A 14,405-nucleotide genomic window follows, 5' to 3' on the forward strand; every position below is an offset into this window, starting at 1 on the left:
GCACGTGCAGGCGGGCGTCAGGGAAGCGCTGAACGAGCGCTTCCCTAGGCTCACCTGCACGCTGCCCAAGCATGACGCAGCCTACGGCGCGGTCATGCTGGCGCTGCGCGCGCTTGCACCCGGGCGGGGCTAAGCCGCCCGGGCGCACAAAAGGCGTTTCCCTTAAGGTTACATCAAGGGAACGCCTTTTATTTGTGGTCTGATCAGCAGAACCTACAGGGCCTGGTCTAATAGATCCATAATATGCACGGCTTCCATCTGCCCATTCAAGCCGGCTCGGTGAATTCCTTGCTTCATTTGCAGCAGACAGCCCGGGTTGGAGGTGACGATAAGGTGGGCTTTCGTATCCTGGACTTGTTCCATCTTGTCGTCCAAGATCTGCATCGACATCTCAATTTGAGTAAGGTTATACGTACCAGCCGAGCCGCAGCAGCTATCCGGCTGGCGCATTTCAACGAGCTCCAGTCCCGGGATGCGGCGCAGCAGCTCACGGGGCTGGTTGCGCACACCTTGACCGTGGGCGAGATGGCACGAATCTTGATACGTGACTTTGCAATTCAGCGGCTTGCTGAACTGGAGAGGAGGGAGCTCGGCCAGCAGCTCGTTCGCGTCGCGGTTGCGGGCAGCAAACCGCTTGGCCCGTTCCTCCCAAACCGGATCGCCTTTGAACCAGTGCCTGTATTCCTTTAACGCCGCCCCGCAGCCTCCGGCATTGTTGACGATGAAGTCAACGCCGGCCTGCTCAAACGCCTCGATATTCCGTTTGGCTAACTCCTTGGCGCCGGCCATCTCGCCGGAATGGGCGTGCATGGCCCCGCAGCAGTTTTGCGCTTCGACAAACACGACGTCGCAGCCGGCTTTCGTTAACAGCCGCGCCGTTGCCTGATTTGTCTCGAAGAACATCACGTCCATCACGCAGCCGGTGAACAATCCGACTGTCAGCTTGGTTTCCCCTTCAGCTTTCATTCGTTGTTCCCGCTTGCGGCGCTCGCGCGGGGAAGCAACCGTTTCGACCGCCTTTTGCATTTCGCGCAGCGCCTTAGGCAGTACCCGGATCAGGCCGGTCCGATTGGCAAAGGCTTGCAGACCCAGCGCTTGAACGCCCCACAGGATATTCCCCAGACGACGAACGCGTTTCGGATACGGGAAAATTCGTTGGAAAATCAAGCTGCGCAAAGCTGAGGGCTTCACTGTCTCTTGTTTCGTTTCCTGTACGACCTGGCGAGCCGTTTCCAGCAAACTTCCGTAAGGCACGCCGGCCGGACAGGCCGTTTCACAAGCCCGACAGCCCAAGCAGGCGTTCATATGCTGCTCGAATTCCTCATTTACAGGGAGCTGACCAGTAGCCACGCCCTTCATTAAAGCGATCCGTCCGCGGGGACTGTACGTTTCCAGACCCGTTTGCTGATAGGTCGGGCAGGTAGGCAGACAGAACCCGCAGTGCATGCAGTTCATAATTTCATCGAGATCAAACGGTTGTAGGCGGTTACCGTCCGAATGGGGCAAAGGGAGGGTCGCAGTTCCGCCGCAGACAGGGGAGGTGAACTCCTTGCGTACCATATGTTTTTCTCCGCTCATCGCTGCACCACCAATCTTCGCCGATTAGAAACGGTAAATATTTTGCCGGGATTCAGGATTCCATTCGGATCAAAGGCGGCTTTGATGCGCTGCATCAGTTCCAGGCTGGCTTCGCCGGTCTTCAGGTGCAAGAAGTCCTTCTTGGCCAAGCCAACGCCATGCTCGCCGGTAATCGTCCCTCCCAAGCGAATCGCCGCGTGAAAAATCTCCTCAAACGCCTTCTCAACGCGTTCGATTTCCTCCCGGTTCCGTTCGTCCGTCATACAGGTCGGATGAAGGTTTCCGTCGCCGGCATGACCAAACGTACAGATTTGCAATCCATACTTCTCGGCGATCCGTTCGACTTCCTCCACCATTTCCGCCAGACGGGAGCGAGGAACGGTGGCGTCCTCCAAAATCGTGGTTGGCTTGAGCCGAGAGAGGGCGGACAACGCCGCACGCCGCGCGGCCAGCAGCTTCGCGCCTTCCTCCGGGGAGCTTGCCACCTCTACTCCGGCAGCGCCATGTTCTTTGGCGATCCTAGCGATTCGCTCGATATCGCGGTCAACGACCTCGGCCGGGCCGTCTTGTTCAATCAGCAGCATCGACTTCATTTCCAAGGGGAGACCGAGGCCCGCGAAATCGTCCACGACCTTCATCGTTCCTTGATCCATGAACTCCACGGTGGCCGGGATAATTTTAGAGGCGATGATGGCTTCGACGGTTTTGGCCGCATCCACCAGATTCCGGTAATAAGCGACCAGCGTTCGCTTTGTTTCCGGCAAGGGGAGCAGCTTGAGCGTAACCTCCGTGATGACGGCAAGCGTTCCTTCGGAACCAACGAGTAACCGTGTCATATCATAGCCGGCGACGTCCTTGACGTTCTTCCCGCCGCAGCGCAGGATCTCGCCCGAAGGCAGCACGTATTCAAGTCCCATGACGTAATCCTTCGTTACACCATACTTGAGTCCGCGCATCCCGCCGGCCCCTTGGGCGATATTTCCGCCAATCGTGGAAATCCGCATGCTCCCGGGGTCTGGCGGATAGAACAGGCCCATTGCTTCTACGGCTTGATGCAGGTTGGCGGTTACAACTCCGGGGCCAACCGTCGCCGTCAAATTTTCCGTATCAATTTCGTGGATTTGGTTCATCCGGTTCATGTTGAGCACGATCCCGCTTTGGGTTGGAATGGTGCTGCCAGCCAGATTGGTGCCGGATCCCCGGGTGATAATCGGAATCTGGTGCGTATCGGCCAACTGCAAAATGCCGGAAACCTCTTGAGCCGAGGCGGGAAACACGACCGCGTCAGGCAAGGCTTGGTACATCGGCGTGGCATCGTAGGAATAGGCATACAGCTCGGCAGGACGGTCCAACACCCATTTGTCGCCGACGAGGGCTTGAAGCTGCGCTTTCACTTCGGGACTAATCAATTCTCATTCCTCCCGCTTTCTGGTATAAACTTATAATTAGTCAGGTCATCAGATGAATTTTAAATTTGAAATAAATCTACCATATCGCTGGTAAATTGTATAGACTGTAATTTAAGAATGATGTTTGTTTTTAGGAAGGCTGCGGTCGGAAGAGGGAGAAGTCATGGATTTAGGCAAAAAAAATTACGAAATCATCATCGAGGAACTGGAGCGGATCATTGAAACCGGGAAGGTGAAGCCGGGCGAGAAGCTGGAGACGATCGAAAATATGGCCAAACGCTATCGCGTTGGCCGTTCCACAGTCCGCGAAGCGATCAGCCATTTGAAAGCCCGGGGCCTGCTGGAGACGAGGCAGGGAGGCGGAACCTACGTCCGTGCGCAGGCGTTGGAATCGATGGCGGCCCAGCAAATCAAGAACCGCGAGGACTTGCAGCAGCTGCTGGAGGTGCGCAGCATTCTGGAGGTCGGGAGCGTCGAGCTGGCGGCACTCCATCGGAGTGAAGCTGATTTGGCTGAGCTTTCAGAGATCGTTGGTCTGATGGAGGAAGCGATCGGGAACGAGGAAATTAGCCAGGTGCATGACGTCAATTTTCATTTGGCAATTGCCAAGGCGACGCAAAACCCGTTGCTCCGTCAAATGATGGAAAGTATCTCGGCCATGATGATGCGTACCATCCGCGACAGCCGGAGCTTGTGGCTGTTCAGCGAGCAGGAATCGGCGCACCGCCTGTTCCAGGAGCACCGCCAAATGCTGGAGGCGATCCGAGAACAGAATCCGCGTGCGGCGGCCGACCTTATGCGGACCCATTTGACCAAGGTAGGACATGCGCTAATGGGAGCTTCGGACAAGCCTGGTGCCCCGGAATCCATTGAATAGATACAAGCACAGAAAAGACCTGAATCATTACGATCAGGTCTTTCTTTAGATTTCAAGACGTATAAGTATTACAAGCTCAACCAGATTACTTCTTATGCTTCGTCACCAGCTTGCAGCATTAGATGGGTTGCCGCCGTTTCCACGCCGTTGACCAGCAGCACGATGCGGTGCTCGCCGGGGTAATGGCGGCGGGTGGACAAGTCGGCCCAGCTATGCCGCCGGGAGCCGCTGAGGCGTGAACCGCCGGCAACTGTTCTGTCCGAGAGCAAAAATAGCTTCCTCGACGTGCGACCTTCGGCTTTGACGAAATCGATGCCGTATTCAATGCGCACCTTGGCCGGTTGACCTGAACGGATCGTCAGCTCGTAACGGAGCTCGCTGCTATCGCCGATGCGCAGCGCGTTTGGCTCGATGACGAGCGACGCATCGGTTGCCAGAGGCTTGCTGTCCTCGCCAGTGGCGTAACCAAACAGCTCCAGCACCTCGGGACCGCCGCGGCGGATCAGCGTCCGGCAGCCATGGCGAATGATCCAGTCGGTGTGCGGGTGGGATCCTTTCCAGCGCCGGGCGATCTCCAGGACCAAGTCCGGGTGGTCCTTGGCGATGTCGTTCAGGTTGTTGGCCACACTCTTGCGGACATACAAGCTCGGATCGGCCTTCAGTTGCTCCAGGATCGGCAGGACCGGCGCCGGATCGCGTTTGAACATCGGCAAAGCTTGTCCCCACGGCAGGCGCGGCCTGCAGCCTTCGCTGGCCAAGCGGCGTACATGCTCATTGTCATGCTTCGCCCATGCCAGCATCTGCCGCATCATCCGCTCGGGATCCCGTTCAATAAACGAACGGACGGCAAACTCTGCGGACGATTTCGATGTAAAACGCTCCAGCGCCTGCATTGCAAGCTCCCAGTCCGATTCGGCCTTACCATACACCTCAACGAAATCGGGAAAGAACAGGTAGGGGAACCCCACGCAGGTTTCATCAATGGCATACAAGATGTCAAGCGCTTCCGAAAACCTTGCGGGCAGCAAAGCGCCCAGCTTTAACGAGATCTGCCGCATCCGCGCCTTGAGCTCCAGGTTGTCCCAAGTTTCGTCCATCACGTCAGCCACGAATCGTTCCATATCGAAGGAAGCGTAGGACTCCTTCACTTTGCTGCCGAATTCACGCAGAAATTCCTCACTATAAATCGATTTTAACGTATCAGCCATATCCATTCTCCGTTCTATTCCAAACTGAAGTTGAAAGTTTCAAGGGTCTATTTTACGATAACGATTTAATTCAGCGCAAACCATTACGATACACGCAGTTAACGTTATTTGATTATAATCTAACCATTTGTTAGTGAAAGGGGAAGCCCCAAATGAATAAATCGGCAATCCGTGCTTGGATTCTGTATGATTGGGCCAATTCCGCTTATGCGACGACGGTGTTGGCTGCCGTGCTGCCCATCTTTTACGCCGGGGTGGCTGCGCAAGGGTTAAGTGAAACAACTGCGGCTTCCTATTTGGCCTATACGCATTCTATCGGCATGGCGCTGGTGGCAATTATCTCTCCCTTGCTGGGATCCATCGCGGATTTATCGGGCCGCAAAACGACGTTCCTGACCTGGTTTGCGCTGCTTGGCATCGCAGGGACGCTTGGGTTCGCGCTCGTCGGACCGGGGGATTGGCTGCTTGCTTCAGCTTTACTTGTGGTGACCACCGTCGGCTTCTCCGGGAGCCTCACCTTTTATGATGCGTTGCTGCCTGACTTGGTACCCTCGCCATACCGGGATGACGTTTCGGCAAAAGGATATGCAGCCGGATATATCGGCGGCGGGATATTGCTGGCGGTAAACCTGCTGATGATCCAACAGCCGCAATGGTTTGGGATGAAGGATGAGCTTGCGGGCACCCAGCTTTCTTTCTTGACCGTGGGGTTTTGGTGGCTTGTCTTCTCGCTGCCGTTGATGCGAAACGTACCCAACCTCCCGAAACAAGCATCCGGCCTTACCGCTGGAGGATACCTGCGGGCCGCCTCCAAGCGGCTTGGCGGTACGTTTAAGGATATTCGCCGTTATCCGCAGCTGTTTCGGATGATCGCGGCCTTCTGGTTTTACAATGATGGGATCAATACGATTATCCTGATGGCGACGATCTATGGCACGACCTTGGGGATTGGCACGAGCGATTTGATTTTGGCCCTGTTGATCACGCAATTTGTGGGATTTCCCAGTACCATCCTGCTTGGAAAAGCGGCAACGCGTCTCGGCCCCAAACGCGTGTTGATCGCTACGCTGTGGACCTACGTCGTTATCGTTCTCTTGGGCTTTGGCATGAGCAGCGCGTTGCATTTTTATATTCTCGCCGTGATGGTGGGTCTCGTGCAGGGAGGCAGCCAATCGATTTCCCGCTCGATTCTAAGTGAGCTGATGCCGCCGAACCGGACGGGCGAATTTTTTGGTTTCGTCAATATTACAAGTAAGTTTTCTTCCATCTTTGGACCGTTTGCTTTTGGGCTCATCGGACAAATTACCGGCAATTCGCGCATGGGGATCTTGTCGTTGCTGCTGTTTTTTGGCTTAGGAATCGCCGTCGTGATGAAACTGAATCTAAACCGAGGGAAAGCGGATGCCTTGCGGAATGCAGACGATCCCTTCCCTACCGAAACGAAGCCGCCGGCAACGGCTTAAAGCTTACTGGTCGGAAAAACAAATTAAACCGTCCCCGGCCTGTCCTGTTTCCTGCAAAAATGCTACGATAATTTCTATACAGAACCCTGGAAGATTAGAGGAGTGGAGACCCATGGCCGAAGTCAAAACCAATGCCATGCGCATGCTGGACAAGTCCAAAACGCCATACCAAATCTTTGCTTACGATGCCGAGGACGGGCAAATTCATGGAACAGCGGTGGCGGAGAAGATCGGCAAACCCGCCGAACAAGTCTACAAAACGCTGGTGGCGCATCAAGGTTCATCGTTATTTGTGTTTATTATTCCGGTTGCTGAGGAGCTGGACCTGAAGAAGGCGGCCAAAGCCGCCGGGGTCAAAAAGATTGAGATGCTGCCGCTGAAGGATTTGCAGCAACATACCGGCTATGTCCGCGGCGGCTGCTCTCCGATTGGGATGAAGAAGCTGTTCCCCACCTTTATCGACAGCCGGGCCGAAGGATTGGAAACGATTCTTGTATCGGCGGGACGGATTGGGTTGCAGATGGAACTGACGCCTCATCAGCTAGCGGCCCAAGTCAAAGGGAAATTTGCGCCATTGATTCGTGAAAGCGGGGATTAAAGACGGGGATGAACGAGCCCAAGGATCGCTAAGGGAAACGCAGGATTTGACATGCCGATAACAATCGCCATCTATACTAGAGGTAAAACCTAAACAGAAGGATGGCTGATCCGATGGGAATCCATGCTTATTTTCGCTCCTTAAACGAATTGGAACGCATTTATCGCTGTCCCGGAAGGTTCAAGTTCGAAGAACATAGCGTGGCGGCGCATTCCTGGAAGGTTGTGCAGTACGCCAAGACTTTAGCTGATATTGAAGAACAGCACGGCGTTGCTATAGATTGGAAAAAACTGTACGAAATCACGAGCAGCCATGATTATGGTGAGATTTTTATCGGGGATATCAAAACACCGGTCAAACATGCCTCGGCCGAGCTCAGGAACTTGATTCAGCAAGTTGAAGAAGGCATGGTGCACAATTTCATCGACGAACATATTCCTGTGGAGTTTAAGCCGATCTTTCGCAACCAGCTCCGCGAAGGAAAAGACGGTTCTGTTGAAGGGCTGATCCTGGAAGTTGCCGACAAGCTGGATCAGGTCTATGAAGCATTTGCCGAGCTGCAGCGGGGCAATACGGAGAAAGAGTTCGTCAAGATGTACCGCGATGCGTTGATCAAAATCAAAAATATTCGGCTCCATTGCGTCGATTATTTCCTCCGTGAAATTTTGACGGACATGGTGCTCGAAGGGACAAGCTCGCCCATTGATATTAAGCAGATTACCGAGGAAGCACTGGAGCAAGCGGGTGGAGTTTTAACCCGCGCCTAAAAGTAGCCCATTCCAATTCGCTGGAATGGGCTGTCCCACTGTCATCTGAGATGACTGCGGGATTACCGCTTTTTTCCTTATAAATAAGGTGCAATCCATAAACGGAACAGTTCTGTTGGAGGTCGGTCCCGCTTCCGTTTATCGTTAGTCAGCACAACAACCGTCTCCAAGAGTGGAATGACATAAATGAACTGCCCCCATATCCGCGAGCATAGAAAAAATCAAATTTCGACTGCCCGTCCTCTCCATAGACGTCCGTCCACCAATGCCAAGCATAACAGCCGCGCCAAGGAGCTTCGACATCAATCGCAGGCTTTACGGATTCCGCCAAACGTTCCGCCTGGATCACCCGCTGGCCTTCCCATTCACCGCCCTGCAAGTAGAGCAAACCAAATTTCAACATGTCCGTTGGACGAAGCCACATGCCAAATCCGCCGGTGTGGATGCCCTGCGGATCCTGCTCCCATCGGTACGTCTCGATGCCCAGCGGGCCGAACAGATGCTCCTCGGCGAATTGGGCGACTGGCATACCGGAGGCTTGGACCAGGATCGCCGACAGCAGCTGCGACGCGCCGGAGTTGTACTCCATCCGGTCACCGGGGCGGTCAGCCATCGGCTGATCCAGCGCAAACTGAACCCAATTAGGCGAACGGGTCATCCGCGGAAAAGAGTTATGCCCGCCAAACTCCGTCCAATTCCACCCGCCCGTCATGGTTAACAGATGACGCAACGTAATCTCACGTTTTCGCTCATCCGGATCTTCCTCCAGCTGCGGATAGAAGCAGCGAATCGGAGTGTCGGGAGGCGGCAGGAGACCGCGGTCCCAGGCGATGCAGAACAGGGCGGAGAGAAAGCTCTTCGTACAGGAGTTAATTTTGGCGAGCTCGTCCACAATTTGTTCGTTCCGGTAATGTTCAAGCACCAGCCTGCCTTGGGTGTGGATTAAACAGCTTCTTAAATCAAGCGGCGCGATGGCTGCCGAAATGGAAGATAAGTTCATAACCTGGATGTCCTTTCTAATGTCGTGGTGCCCAGAGAATAATGGAGACGCCGATCAGACAAATGGCGGCGCCAAGCCAATCGTAGAGATCGGGGGTTTTCTTGTCCACCCACCAGCCCCATAACACAGCGAGCGCAATAAATACGCCGCCATACGCTGCATAAACGCGGCCAAAGTTTGGAAACTTCTGCAGTGTTGGGATGATGCCATATACGATCAAAATCAGGCTGCCAGCGATTCCGTACCATAGCGGTTTGGATTCGCGCAACCACAGCCAAACTAAATAGCCACCGCCGATTTCGGCGAGTCCGGCGACAACAAACAAGAGGATTGCGAGGAGCATGATGCAGCCCCGTCCTTTCACGTTATTTTTACCAAAGATTGTACCATGGATCCGCGAAGATGAAACCTTGATGAAGACGCTGGCGTCTTTGCACGGATGCGCTATAATCAATGTAGAGCAAATTTTCAAAATTAAACTATCAAAACTACAATTAAAGGAGTGGATCCGGATGGAACGTGTCCAATCGGAATCGCAATTCGAACAATTAATTCAAAGAGATCAGTATACGGTGATCAAATTTGATACGACCTGGTGCCCGGATTGCAAGAACCTCGACCGGTTTATCGGGGATATCATCCAGGAGCATCCGGACAAAGAGTTCTACGCGATGGATGCAGAGGAATTCCAGCCGCTGGCTGAAGCCAATGAGGTGCGAGGGATTCCCAGCCTGCTCGTCTATAAAAACGGGGAGAAAATCGCCCACCTGCACAGCAAATTCGCCAAGACGCCGGGGCAAGTCCGCGAATACTTGGAGAGCTTGGCTTAAAGCGGCAGAAGGGATGTTCTTCGCCCAACCTTAATAAGGGGATGAGGAACATGAAAATTACGTCGACTTGACTGTAGCCGGCATCGGACGATTGAGTTTCCATACGCAGGATGAGTTCTCGCTAGCCGCTCTCGGACGGATGGAGGCCGAGGTTTAAATTACGCGTTCAGGGCTGATACCCTTGGATTTGTGGTGGTAACCCGCGCATCCGCCCGAGCCAATTCCGTGATGCCATCCCACAGCACACGGCGGCTCCGCGTATCAAGTCCGGTTGTAGGTTCGTCGAGGAACAGTACCGGGCGGCAGCGGTCAAGTCGAACTTACGAGGTTTTGAGGAGGGAGCGTCAAAGATGAACAAGCTGTGACCAACAATGTGAAATTTCGCACATATAAGTGAAAAAAATCACATTAACAAAAGCCGCTTTTTTTTATAATTCAAACTGAAGAGAAAAACAGGAGGGAAACAACATGAAAATGGTCAAAGGATTGGTTGTAGCCGGGCTTGCTGCAGCACTGCTGGCAGGTTGCGGTTCGAATGACGGGAACTCGGCGGCAAACGCCAATAAACCTGCGGAGCAAACGGACGCCACCACATCGGCTTCGATCGTAAATCAAGCGGATGCGTTCGTGAATGCAGTGAGTGAGAAAGGGACTTGGATCATCGCGATTCTAAACGACTTGACGGTGGATCAAGATGTTGTTGTTGCCGGCGAATTCCACGATAAAAACGATGCGTCGAAGGACATCTACCGCAAGATCGCGTTGTATGCGCAGGATGAAGACCATAATGTTACTGCTTCTTACACCTTAACGGTTCCGAAATTGATCGTACAAAGTGAAAACCTGAGAATTCAAGGCGGTACCGTGAAAGGTGACGTATATGTAGAAGCGAACGGCTTCAACCTGTACGAAAACGCTACGATTGACGGCAACCTTTACTTCGCCAATGCCGACGTGCAAGCCAGCGCGAAAATCGACGGCAAAGTAACAGGTGCAACGGAAGTTAAATAACAGCAAAACGAAGGGCCAACCGAATGAGGTTGGCCTTGTTTTTTTAGATGAAGAACGATTGGATGAAAACATAGATTCCTAAACCAATAATCGCGATACCGCTGATTTTACAGGAGACATAATAGAAATCGCTTGGTTCCGCCTCGCGCACCCATAACCCGTGTAAGGAGAGATGAAATAAGACGTTTTGCAGCTTCTCAAAGCGGAATAAGCTCCATCCGAAAAACATGAGCACATAGGAGCCGTAGTAGAGCAGCAAGCTCCCCTGTTTGCTGTGGTATTCGGGAAAGGCCGCTCGGACGATCATACTAGGACTATACAAGCCAACGTGTTCGTCGATGGGCTGGGGGACACCATTGATGTTCCATGAGATTTCAGGGACCAACTCGCCCTGATCGTCCAGCCACAACAAGATCTCGTCGTGCGCTTCCACCTGGAACCGCTCCCCTGACGGATAGATCACCTCATAGCGTGGAACCCACTGGGCTTCCAGAACGTGGACCTTATATTCCTGCCGATCGATACTTACCCGCTTTTGGCCCGGATCGTTACCGTTCATGACCACGACCTCTTGACCGTCATAGGATCGATACGTTACCGCCTGCGGCTCCTGATGGATCGGTCTGAATTTGTCCCCATGCAAGTAAAACACCGCTTCCGAAAAATAAGGCGCTGTCCAAACACTTATTCCAATAATAACGAGGAGTGCAATTAACAGCTGGGCCCGAGTCGTCCTTGTCCACCGGGTGAACCAAGGTTTTAACTCCACATTATTATCCTCCCCCCAATCAGATACTATATTTACGTCTTCTTAGGGGTGAGGTTGCGGTTTGCCCGTCCGTATGGTCTAATCGCAGTAGCTGCGTTCTGCAGCGGAAGTCTCGATCAGGAGGCGAGCGGCTTACGTTGGCGGAGTTGTCGGATCTGGTGCATTTGTCCACGTATTATCTGTCGCGGGCTTTTAAACAGACGACCGGATTTACCGTCATTGAGTACTTTAACAAACTGAAGATCGATAAAGCCAAAGAGCTGATTCTAGAAAGTGATAAAAAAATCAAAGAAATCGCGTTGGAGCTCGGTTTCGCTGACGAATTCTACTTCAGTCGAATTTTTAAACGGACCGAAGGGATGAGCCCATCGGAATATTACAGCAAAATCGTCCATGGAGTTTAAGATAATGCATGGAGTAAAGCTAACCTTCGCGTTAATATTGTCCTGCAAGAATGTTCATCTTATTGTTCATCTGCGCGCGCAGGGAACAGGGGGGTTACAGAAGGAAGGCTTAAGGTTATGCCGATTTGGAAAAGAAATTTGATCGTTTGCTGGTTCGGCATGTTTGTGACAGGCGTGGGCATGAGCCAGCTTGCACCAATCCTGCCGCTTTACATCAAGGAGCTGGGAGTGGATCAGGCCGATGCGGTGTCCCGGTATTCGGGACTGGCCTTTGGCATCACGTTTATCGTCTCGGCGATTTTCTCGCCGATTTGGGGGCTTGCGGCTGATAAATTTGGCCGGAAACCGATGCTCTTACGGGCCAGCCTGGGGATGGCGATTATCATTGGGTGCATGGGGTTTGTCACCAATGTCCACATGCTGATCGCCCTTCGGTTCCTGCAAGGCATCATTACCGGCTACAGCACCGCTTGCACGACGCTGATTGCGACGCAAACGGACAAGGAGCACGCCGGCTGGGCACTAGGGCTCTTGTCTACGTCCAATATCGCCGGCTCGCTGCTAGGTCCAACGATCGGTGGATTTATCGCTGAACACGCCGGGCTTCAAGAGACCTTTTTCTTAACTGGCGGACTGATGCTGATCGCCTTCATCATGACGCTGTTGTTCGTGAAAGAGACGTTTGTGCGTTCGGAAGTGAAGGTGGCGGGCATGAAGGAAGTATGGGGCGCGCTTCCGGAAAAAAGCTTGACGGTGACGCTGTTCGCCATGTTCTTTATGCTGAGTGTCGCCATGTATTCGGTGGAGCCGGTCCTTACCGTGTACGTGAATGAAATCTCCCGTAACAGCAGCCATGTGGCGATGTTGGCCGGTATGATTTTCTCGGCATCCGGGTTGGCTAATATTTGGGCAGCGCCAAAGCTAGGGAAGCTGTCCGACCGGATTGGCGCTCATAAAGTGATGCTGGCAGCGCTCTTGGTCTCGGGGATCTTGTTTGTCCCGCAGGCGATGGCACGCAATCCCTGGGAGTTGATGGGGCTGCGGTTCCTGCTGGGAGCTGCTGCAGGGGGACTCAATCCCTCGGTGAACACCCTCATTAAGAAAATTACCCCGGCGCATCTAACCGGCCGGGTATTTGGATTAAGTATGGCGGCTGGCTACTTGGGAGTATTCGCCGGTTCGGTGCTGGGCGGTCAAGTTGCGGCTTGGTTTGGCATCCCGTATGTCTTCCTGCTGACCAGCGTGTTGCTCCTGATTAACGCAGCTTGGGTATATGCAAAGGTGTATAAAAAGCTGCGGGAGCCCAGCCATTCGGCAGCTCTGTAAAGTATACAAGAGAAGGGAAGTTCAGCAGAAATAATGGAAATGATCCAACCCGAAACGAACACGATGATCCTTGCGGAAAAAAACGCACTCGTGCTTATCGATTTACAGCAAGGGATTTGCCATCCGTCCCGACAAAGTGCGCCGTACGACAGTGCGGAAGTCGTAAGAAACGCGAGCCGGTTGGCCCAGGCATTTGCCGAAGAAGGCGGATTTGTGGTGCTTGTCCGCGTATCTACGTTGGATGGCAAGGATATGCTCAAGCCTGATACCGACGGTCATCTCAGTCCAGGCGCTTACCCTGAAGGTTGGGATGAAATCGTGCCAGAACTGGCCAATATTCAAGGGACCCATGTCGTGACGAAACGCCAATGGGGTGCTTTTTACGGCACAGATCTGGATCTGCAGCTGCGGCGGCGGGGCATCGATACGATCGTGCTCTGCGGCATCTCCACCTCCATCGGGGTGGACACGACCGCGCGCGAAGCGTTTCAGCATGGGTACCATCAAATCTTCGTCGAGGATGCCATGACGGCATCAACAAAAGAGGAGCATGACTACGTCTGCCGCTATATCTTCCCACGCATCGGCAAGATTCGGTCTACGGAAGAGGTATTGGCGGCGCTGCGGTAAATAGAGCCAGGCAATAAAGTAAAGCCTTGAACCCAGCGGTTCAAGGCTCTTTTTGCGTTCAGCGTGCGCTAAAACTGCAGCACAACCATTTGATGACAGGACCACGGCGGCAGGGTGTAATGGACGCGGCCATTTTCCAGATATTGCGTCATACGGATCGATGAAAAGGACAACTAGGTAAACCTGAAAATTTCTTGAAACCAGTTTACGTTCCGGCAGGAATCTGGTAATATTATCGCAACATGTAAATGCGATGACGAGAAGAGTAAGTAAAGAGAACCTTTCCAGAGAGCTCCGGTACGCTGAGAAGGAGCAAAGCGTGACTTTACTGAAGAAAGCCTCTGAGCAGCACATCGGAACGTGTAAGCGGCGGGATGGTGTGACAGGAGCTCCTGTTATAGAGCTAGGGTATACGCTTGGCAGCGCCAGGCTGTACTTGAAGAGGTTAATATGGCGACATATTAACGAAGCTGGGGTGGTACCGCGAGCATACCAATCTCGCCCCCAAGACGGAAGTCTCGTCTTGGAGGCGGGA

15 protein-coding genes and 1 other annotated feature are annotated in these 14,405 nt (G+C 53.3%); of the genes, 9 read left to right on the forward strand and 6 right to left on the reverse strand.

What is annotated here, in order from left to right:
* Positions 1 to 213 precede the first annotated feature (213 nt).
* The gene (locus POTG_RS16515; RefSeq protein WP_009225983.1) at positions 214 to 1,578 is read right to left on the reverse strand and encodes a (Fe-S)-binding protein; all 1,365 of its coding nucleotides are present in this window, start codon (positions 1,576 to 1,578) and stop codon (positions 214 to 216) included.
* The gene (locus POTG_RS16520) at positions 1,575 to 2,987 is read right to left on the reverse strand and encodes an FAD-binding oxidoreductase (RefSeq protein WP_009225984.1); all 1,413 of its coding nucleotides are present in this window, start codon (positions 2,985 to 2,987) and stop codon (positions 1,575 to 1,577) included. Before POTG_RS16520 ends, POTG_RS16515 begins: the two co-directional genes overlap by 4 nt.
* A gap of 163 nt (positions 2,988 to 3,150) precedes the next feature.
* Here POTG_RS16520 and POTG_RS16525 point away from each other — a divergent pair, with 163 nt between their 5' ends.
* Positions 3,151 to 3,864 carry a FadR/GntR family transcriptional regulator gene (locus POTG_RS16525; protein WP_050769790.1) on the forward strand — a complete coding sequence of 238 codons (714 nt, stop codon included), beginning with the start codon at positions 3,151 to 3,153 and terminating at the stop codon, positions 3,862 to 3,864.
* Positions 3,865 to 3,956: 92 nt separating this feature from the next.
* On the opposite strand, the gene POTG_RS16530 is transcribed toward POTG_RS16525, so the two are convergent.
* Positions 3,957 to 5,072, reverse strand: coding sequence for a DNA alkylation repair protein (locus POTG_RS16530; RefSeq protein WP_009225986.1), 1,116 nt, complete (start codon positions 5,070 to 5,072; stop codon positions 3,957 to 3,959).
* Positions 5,073 to 5,224: 152 nt separating this feature from the next.
* On the opposite strand from POTG_RS16530, the gene POTG_RS16535 reads away from it, so the two are divergent.
* The 3 genes from POTG_RS16535 to POTG_RS16545 all read left to right on the forward strand — a co-directional run bounded on the left by POTG_RS16535 (position 5,225) and on the right by POTG_RS16545 (position 7,900).
* Positions 5,225 to 6,535, forward strand: a complete 1,311-nt coding sequence (locus tag POTG_RS16535) for an MFS transporter (protein WP_009225987.1) — start codon at positions 5,225 to 5,227, stop codon at positions 6,533 to 6,535.
* Between the two features lie 112 nt (positions 6,536 to 6,647).
* Entirely contained in the window at positions 6,648 to 7,133 is a 486-nt protein-coding gene (ybaK, locus tag POTG_RS16540; RefSeq protein ID WP_009225988.1) for a Cys-tRNA(Pro) deacylase, read from the forward strand.
* Positions 7,134 to 7,246: 113 nt separating this feature from the next.
* A complete protein-coding gene (locus tag POTG_RS16545; RefSeq protein ID WP_009225989.1) occupies positions 7,247 to 7,900 on the forward strand; it encodes a YfbR-like 5'-deoxynucleotidase in 654 nt (217 codons plus the stop codon).
* A gap of 148 nt (positions 7,901 to 8,048) precedes the next feature.
* On the opposite strand, the gene POTG_RS16550 is transcribed toward POTG_RS16545, so the two are convergent.
* Both POTG_RS16550 and POTG_RS16555 read right to left on the reverse strand, forming a co-directional pair.
* Positions 8,049 to 8,900, reverse strand: a complete 852-nt coding sequence (locus tag POTG_RS16550; RefSeq protein ID WP_009225990.1) for a serine hydrolase domain-containing protein — start codon at positions 8,898 to 8,900, stop codon at positions 8,049 to 8,051.
* Positions 8,901 to 8,916: 16 nt separating this feature from the next.
* Positions 8,917 to 9,243: a YnfA family protein gene (locus tag POTG_RS16555; protein WP_036645906.1), complete on the reverse strand. Its 327-nt coding sequence runs from the start codon at positions 9,241 to 9,243 to the stop codon at positions 8,917 to 8,919.
* A gap of 169 nt (positions 9,244 to 9,412) precedes the next feature.
* Here POTG_RS16555 and POTG_RS16560 point away from each other — a divergent pair, with 169 nt between their 5' ends.
* Together POTG_RS16560 and POTG_RS16565 are read left to right on the forward strand one after the other, a co-directional pair.
* Positions 9,413 to 9,730: a thioredoxin family protein gene (locus tag POTG_RS16560; RefSeq protein WP_036645941.1), complete on the forward strand. Its 318-nt coding sequence runs from the start codon at positions 9,413 to 9,415 to the stop codon at positions 9,728 to 9,730.
* 468 nt (positions 9,731 to 10,198) lie between these two features.
* Positions 10,199 to 10,741, forward strand: a complete 543-nt coding sequence (locus POTG_RS16565; protein ID WP_009225993.1) for a polymer-forming cytoskeletal protein — start codon at positions 10,199 to 10,201, stop codon at positions 10,739 to 10,741.
* A gap of 43 nt (positions 10,742 to 10,784) precedes the next feature.
* On the opposite strand, the gene POTG_RS16570 is transcribed toward POTG_RS16565, so the two are convergent.
* A complete protein-coding gene (locus POTG_RS16570) occupies positions 10,785 to 11,510 on the reverse strand; it encodes a hypothetical protein (RefSeq protein ID WP_009225994.1) in 726 nt (241 codons plus the stop codon).
* 137 nt (positions 11,511 to 11,647) lie between these two features.
* Between POTG_RS16570 and POTG_RS16575 the strand changes: the two genes are divergently transcribed.
* From POTG_RS16575 to POTG_RS16585, 3 genes are all read left to right on the forward strand, one after another.
* The gene (locus tag POTG_RS16575; RefSeq protein ID WP_050769791.1) at positions 11,648 to 11,914 is read left to right on the forward strand and encodes a helix-turn-helix transcriptional regulator; all 267 of its coding nucleotides are present in this window, start codon (positions 11,648 to 11,650) and stop codon (positions 11,912 to 11,914) included.
* A 117-nt stretch (positions 11,915 to 12,031) separates the two neighbouring features.
* Positions 12,032 to 13,240, forward strand: a complete 1,209-nt coding sequence (locus POTG_RS16580; RefSeq protein WP_009225996.1) for a multidrug efflux MFS transporter — start codon at positions 12,032 to 12,034, stop codon at positions 13,238 to 13,240.
* A gap of 33 nt (positions 13,241 to 13,273) precedes the next feature.
* Complete coding sequence (locus POTG_RS16585) at positions 13,274 to 13,870, forward strand: hydrolase (RefSeq protein ID WP_009225997.1); 597 nt, start codon at positions 13,274 to 13,276, stop codon at positions 13,868 to 13,870.
* 244 nt (positions 13,871 to 14,114) lie between these two features.
* Positions 14,115 to 14,379 (forward strand) — a binding site (T-box leader).
* The last annotated feature ends 26 nt before the right edge of the window (positions 14,380 to 14,405 follow it).

This window comes from Paenibacillus sp. oral taxon 786 str. D14, from assembly GCF_000159955.1.
GTDB lineage: Bacteria > Bacillota > Bacilli > Paenibacillales > Paenibacillaceae > Fontibacillus > Fontibacillus phoenicis.

Excerpts from the sequence above, each read along its gene's own strand:
- POTG_RS16515 (WP_009225983.1), bottom strand. The coding sequence starts at position 1,578 with ATGAGCGGAGAAAAACATATGGTACGCAAGGAGTTCACCTCCCCTGTC.
- POTG_RS16525 (WP_050769790.1), top strand. The coding sequence starts at position 3,151 with ATGGATTTAGGCAAAAAAAATTACGAAATCATCATCGAGGAACTGGAG.
- POTG_RS16530 (WP_009225986.1), bottom strand. The coding sequence starts at position 5,072 with ATGGCTGATACGTTAAAATCGATTTATAGTGAGGAATTTCTGCGTGAA.
- POTG_RS16535 (WP_009225987.1), top strand. The coding sequence starts at position 5,225 with ATGAATAAATCGGCAATCCGTGCTTGGATTCTGTATGATTGGGCCAAT.
- ybaK (WP_009225988.1), top strand. The coding sequence starts at position 6,648 with ATGGCCGAAGTCAAAACCAATGCCATGCGCATGCTGGACAAGTCCAAA.
- POTG_RS16545 (WP_009225989.1), top strand. The coding sequence starts at position 7,247 with ATGGGAATCCATGCTTATTTTCGCTCCTTAAACGAATTGGAACGCATT.
- POTG_RS16550 (WP_009225990.1), bottom strand. The coding sequence starts at position 8,900 with ATGAACTTATCTTCCATTTCGGCAGCCATCGCGCCGCTTGATTTAAGA.
- POTG_RS16555 (WP_036645906.1), bottom strand. The coding sequence starts at position 9,243 with ATGCTCCTCGCAATCCTCTTGTTTGTTGTCGCCGGACTCGCCGAAATC.
- POTG_RS16560 (WP_036645941.1), top strand. The coding sequence starts at position 9,413 with ATGGAACGTGTCCAATCGGAATCGCAATTCGAACAATTAATTCAAAGA.
- POTG_RS16565 (WP_009225993.1), top strand. The coding sequence starts at position 10,199 with ATGAAAATGGTCAAAGGATTGGTTGTAGCCGGGCTTGCTGCAGCACTG.
- POTG_RS16580 (WP_009225996.1), top strand. The coding sequence starts at position 12,032 with ATGCCGATTTGGAAAAGAAATTTGATCGTTTGCTGGTTCGGCATGTTT.
- POTG_RS16585 (WP_009225997.1), top strand. The coding sequence starts at position 13,274 with ATGGAAATGATCCAACCCGAAACGAACACGATGATCCTTGCGGAAAAA.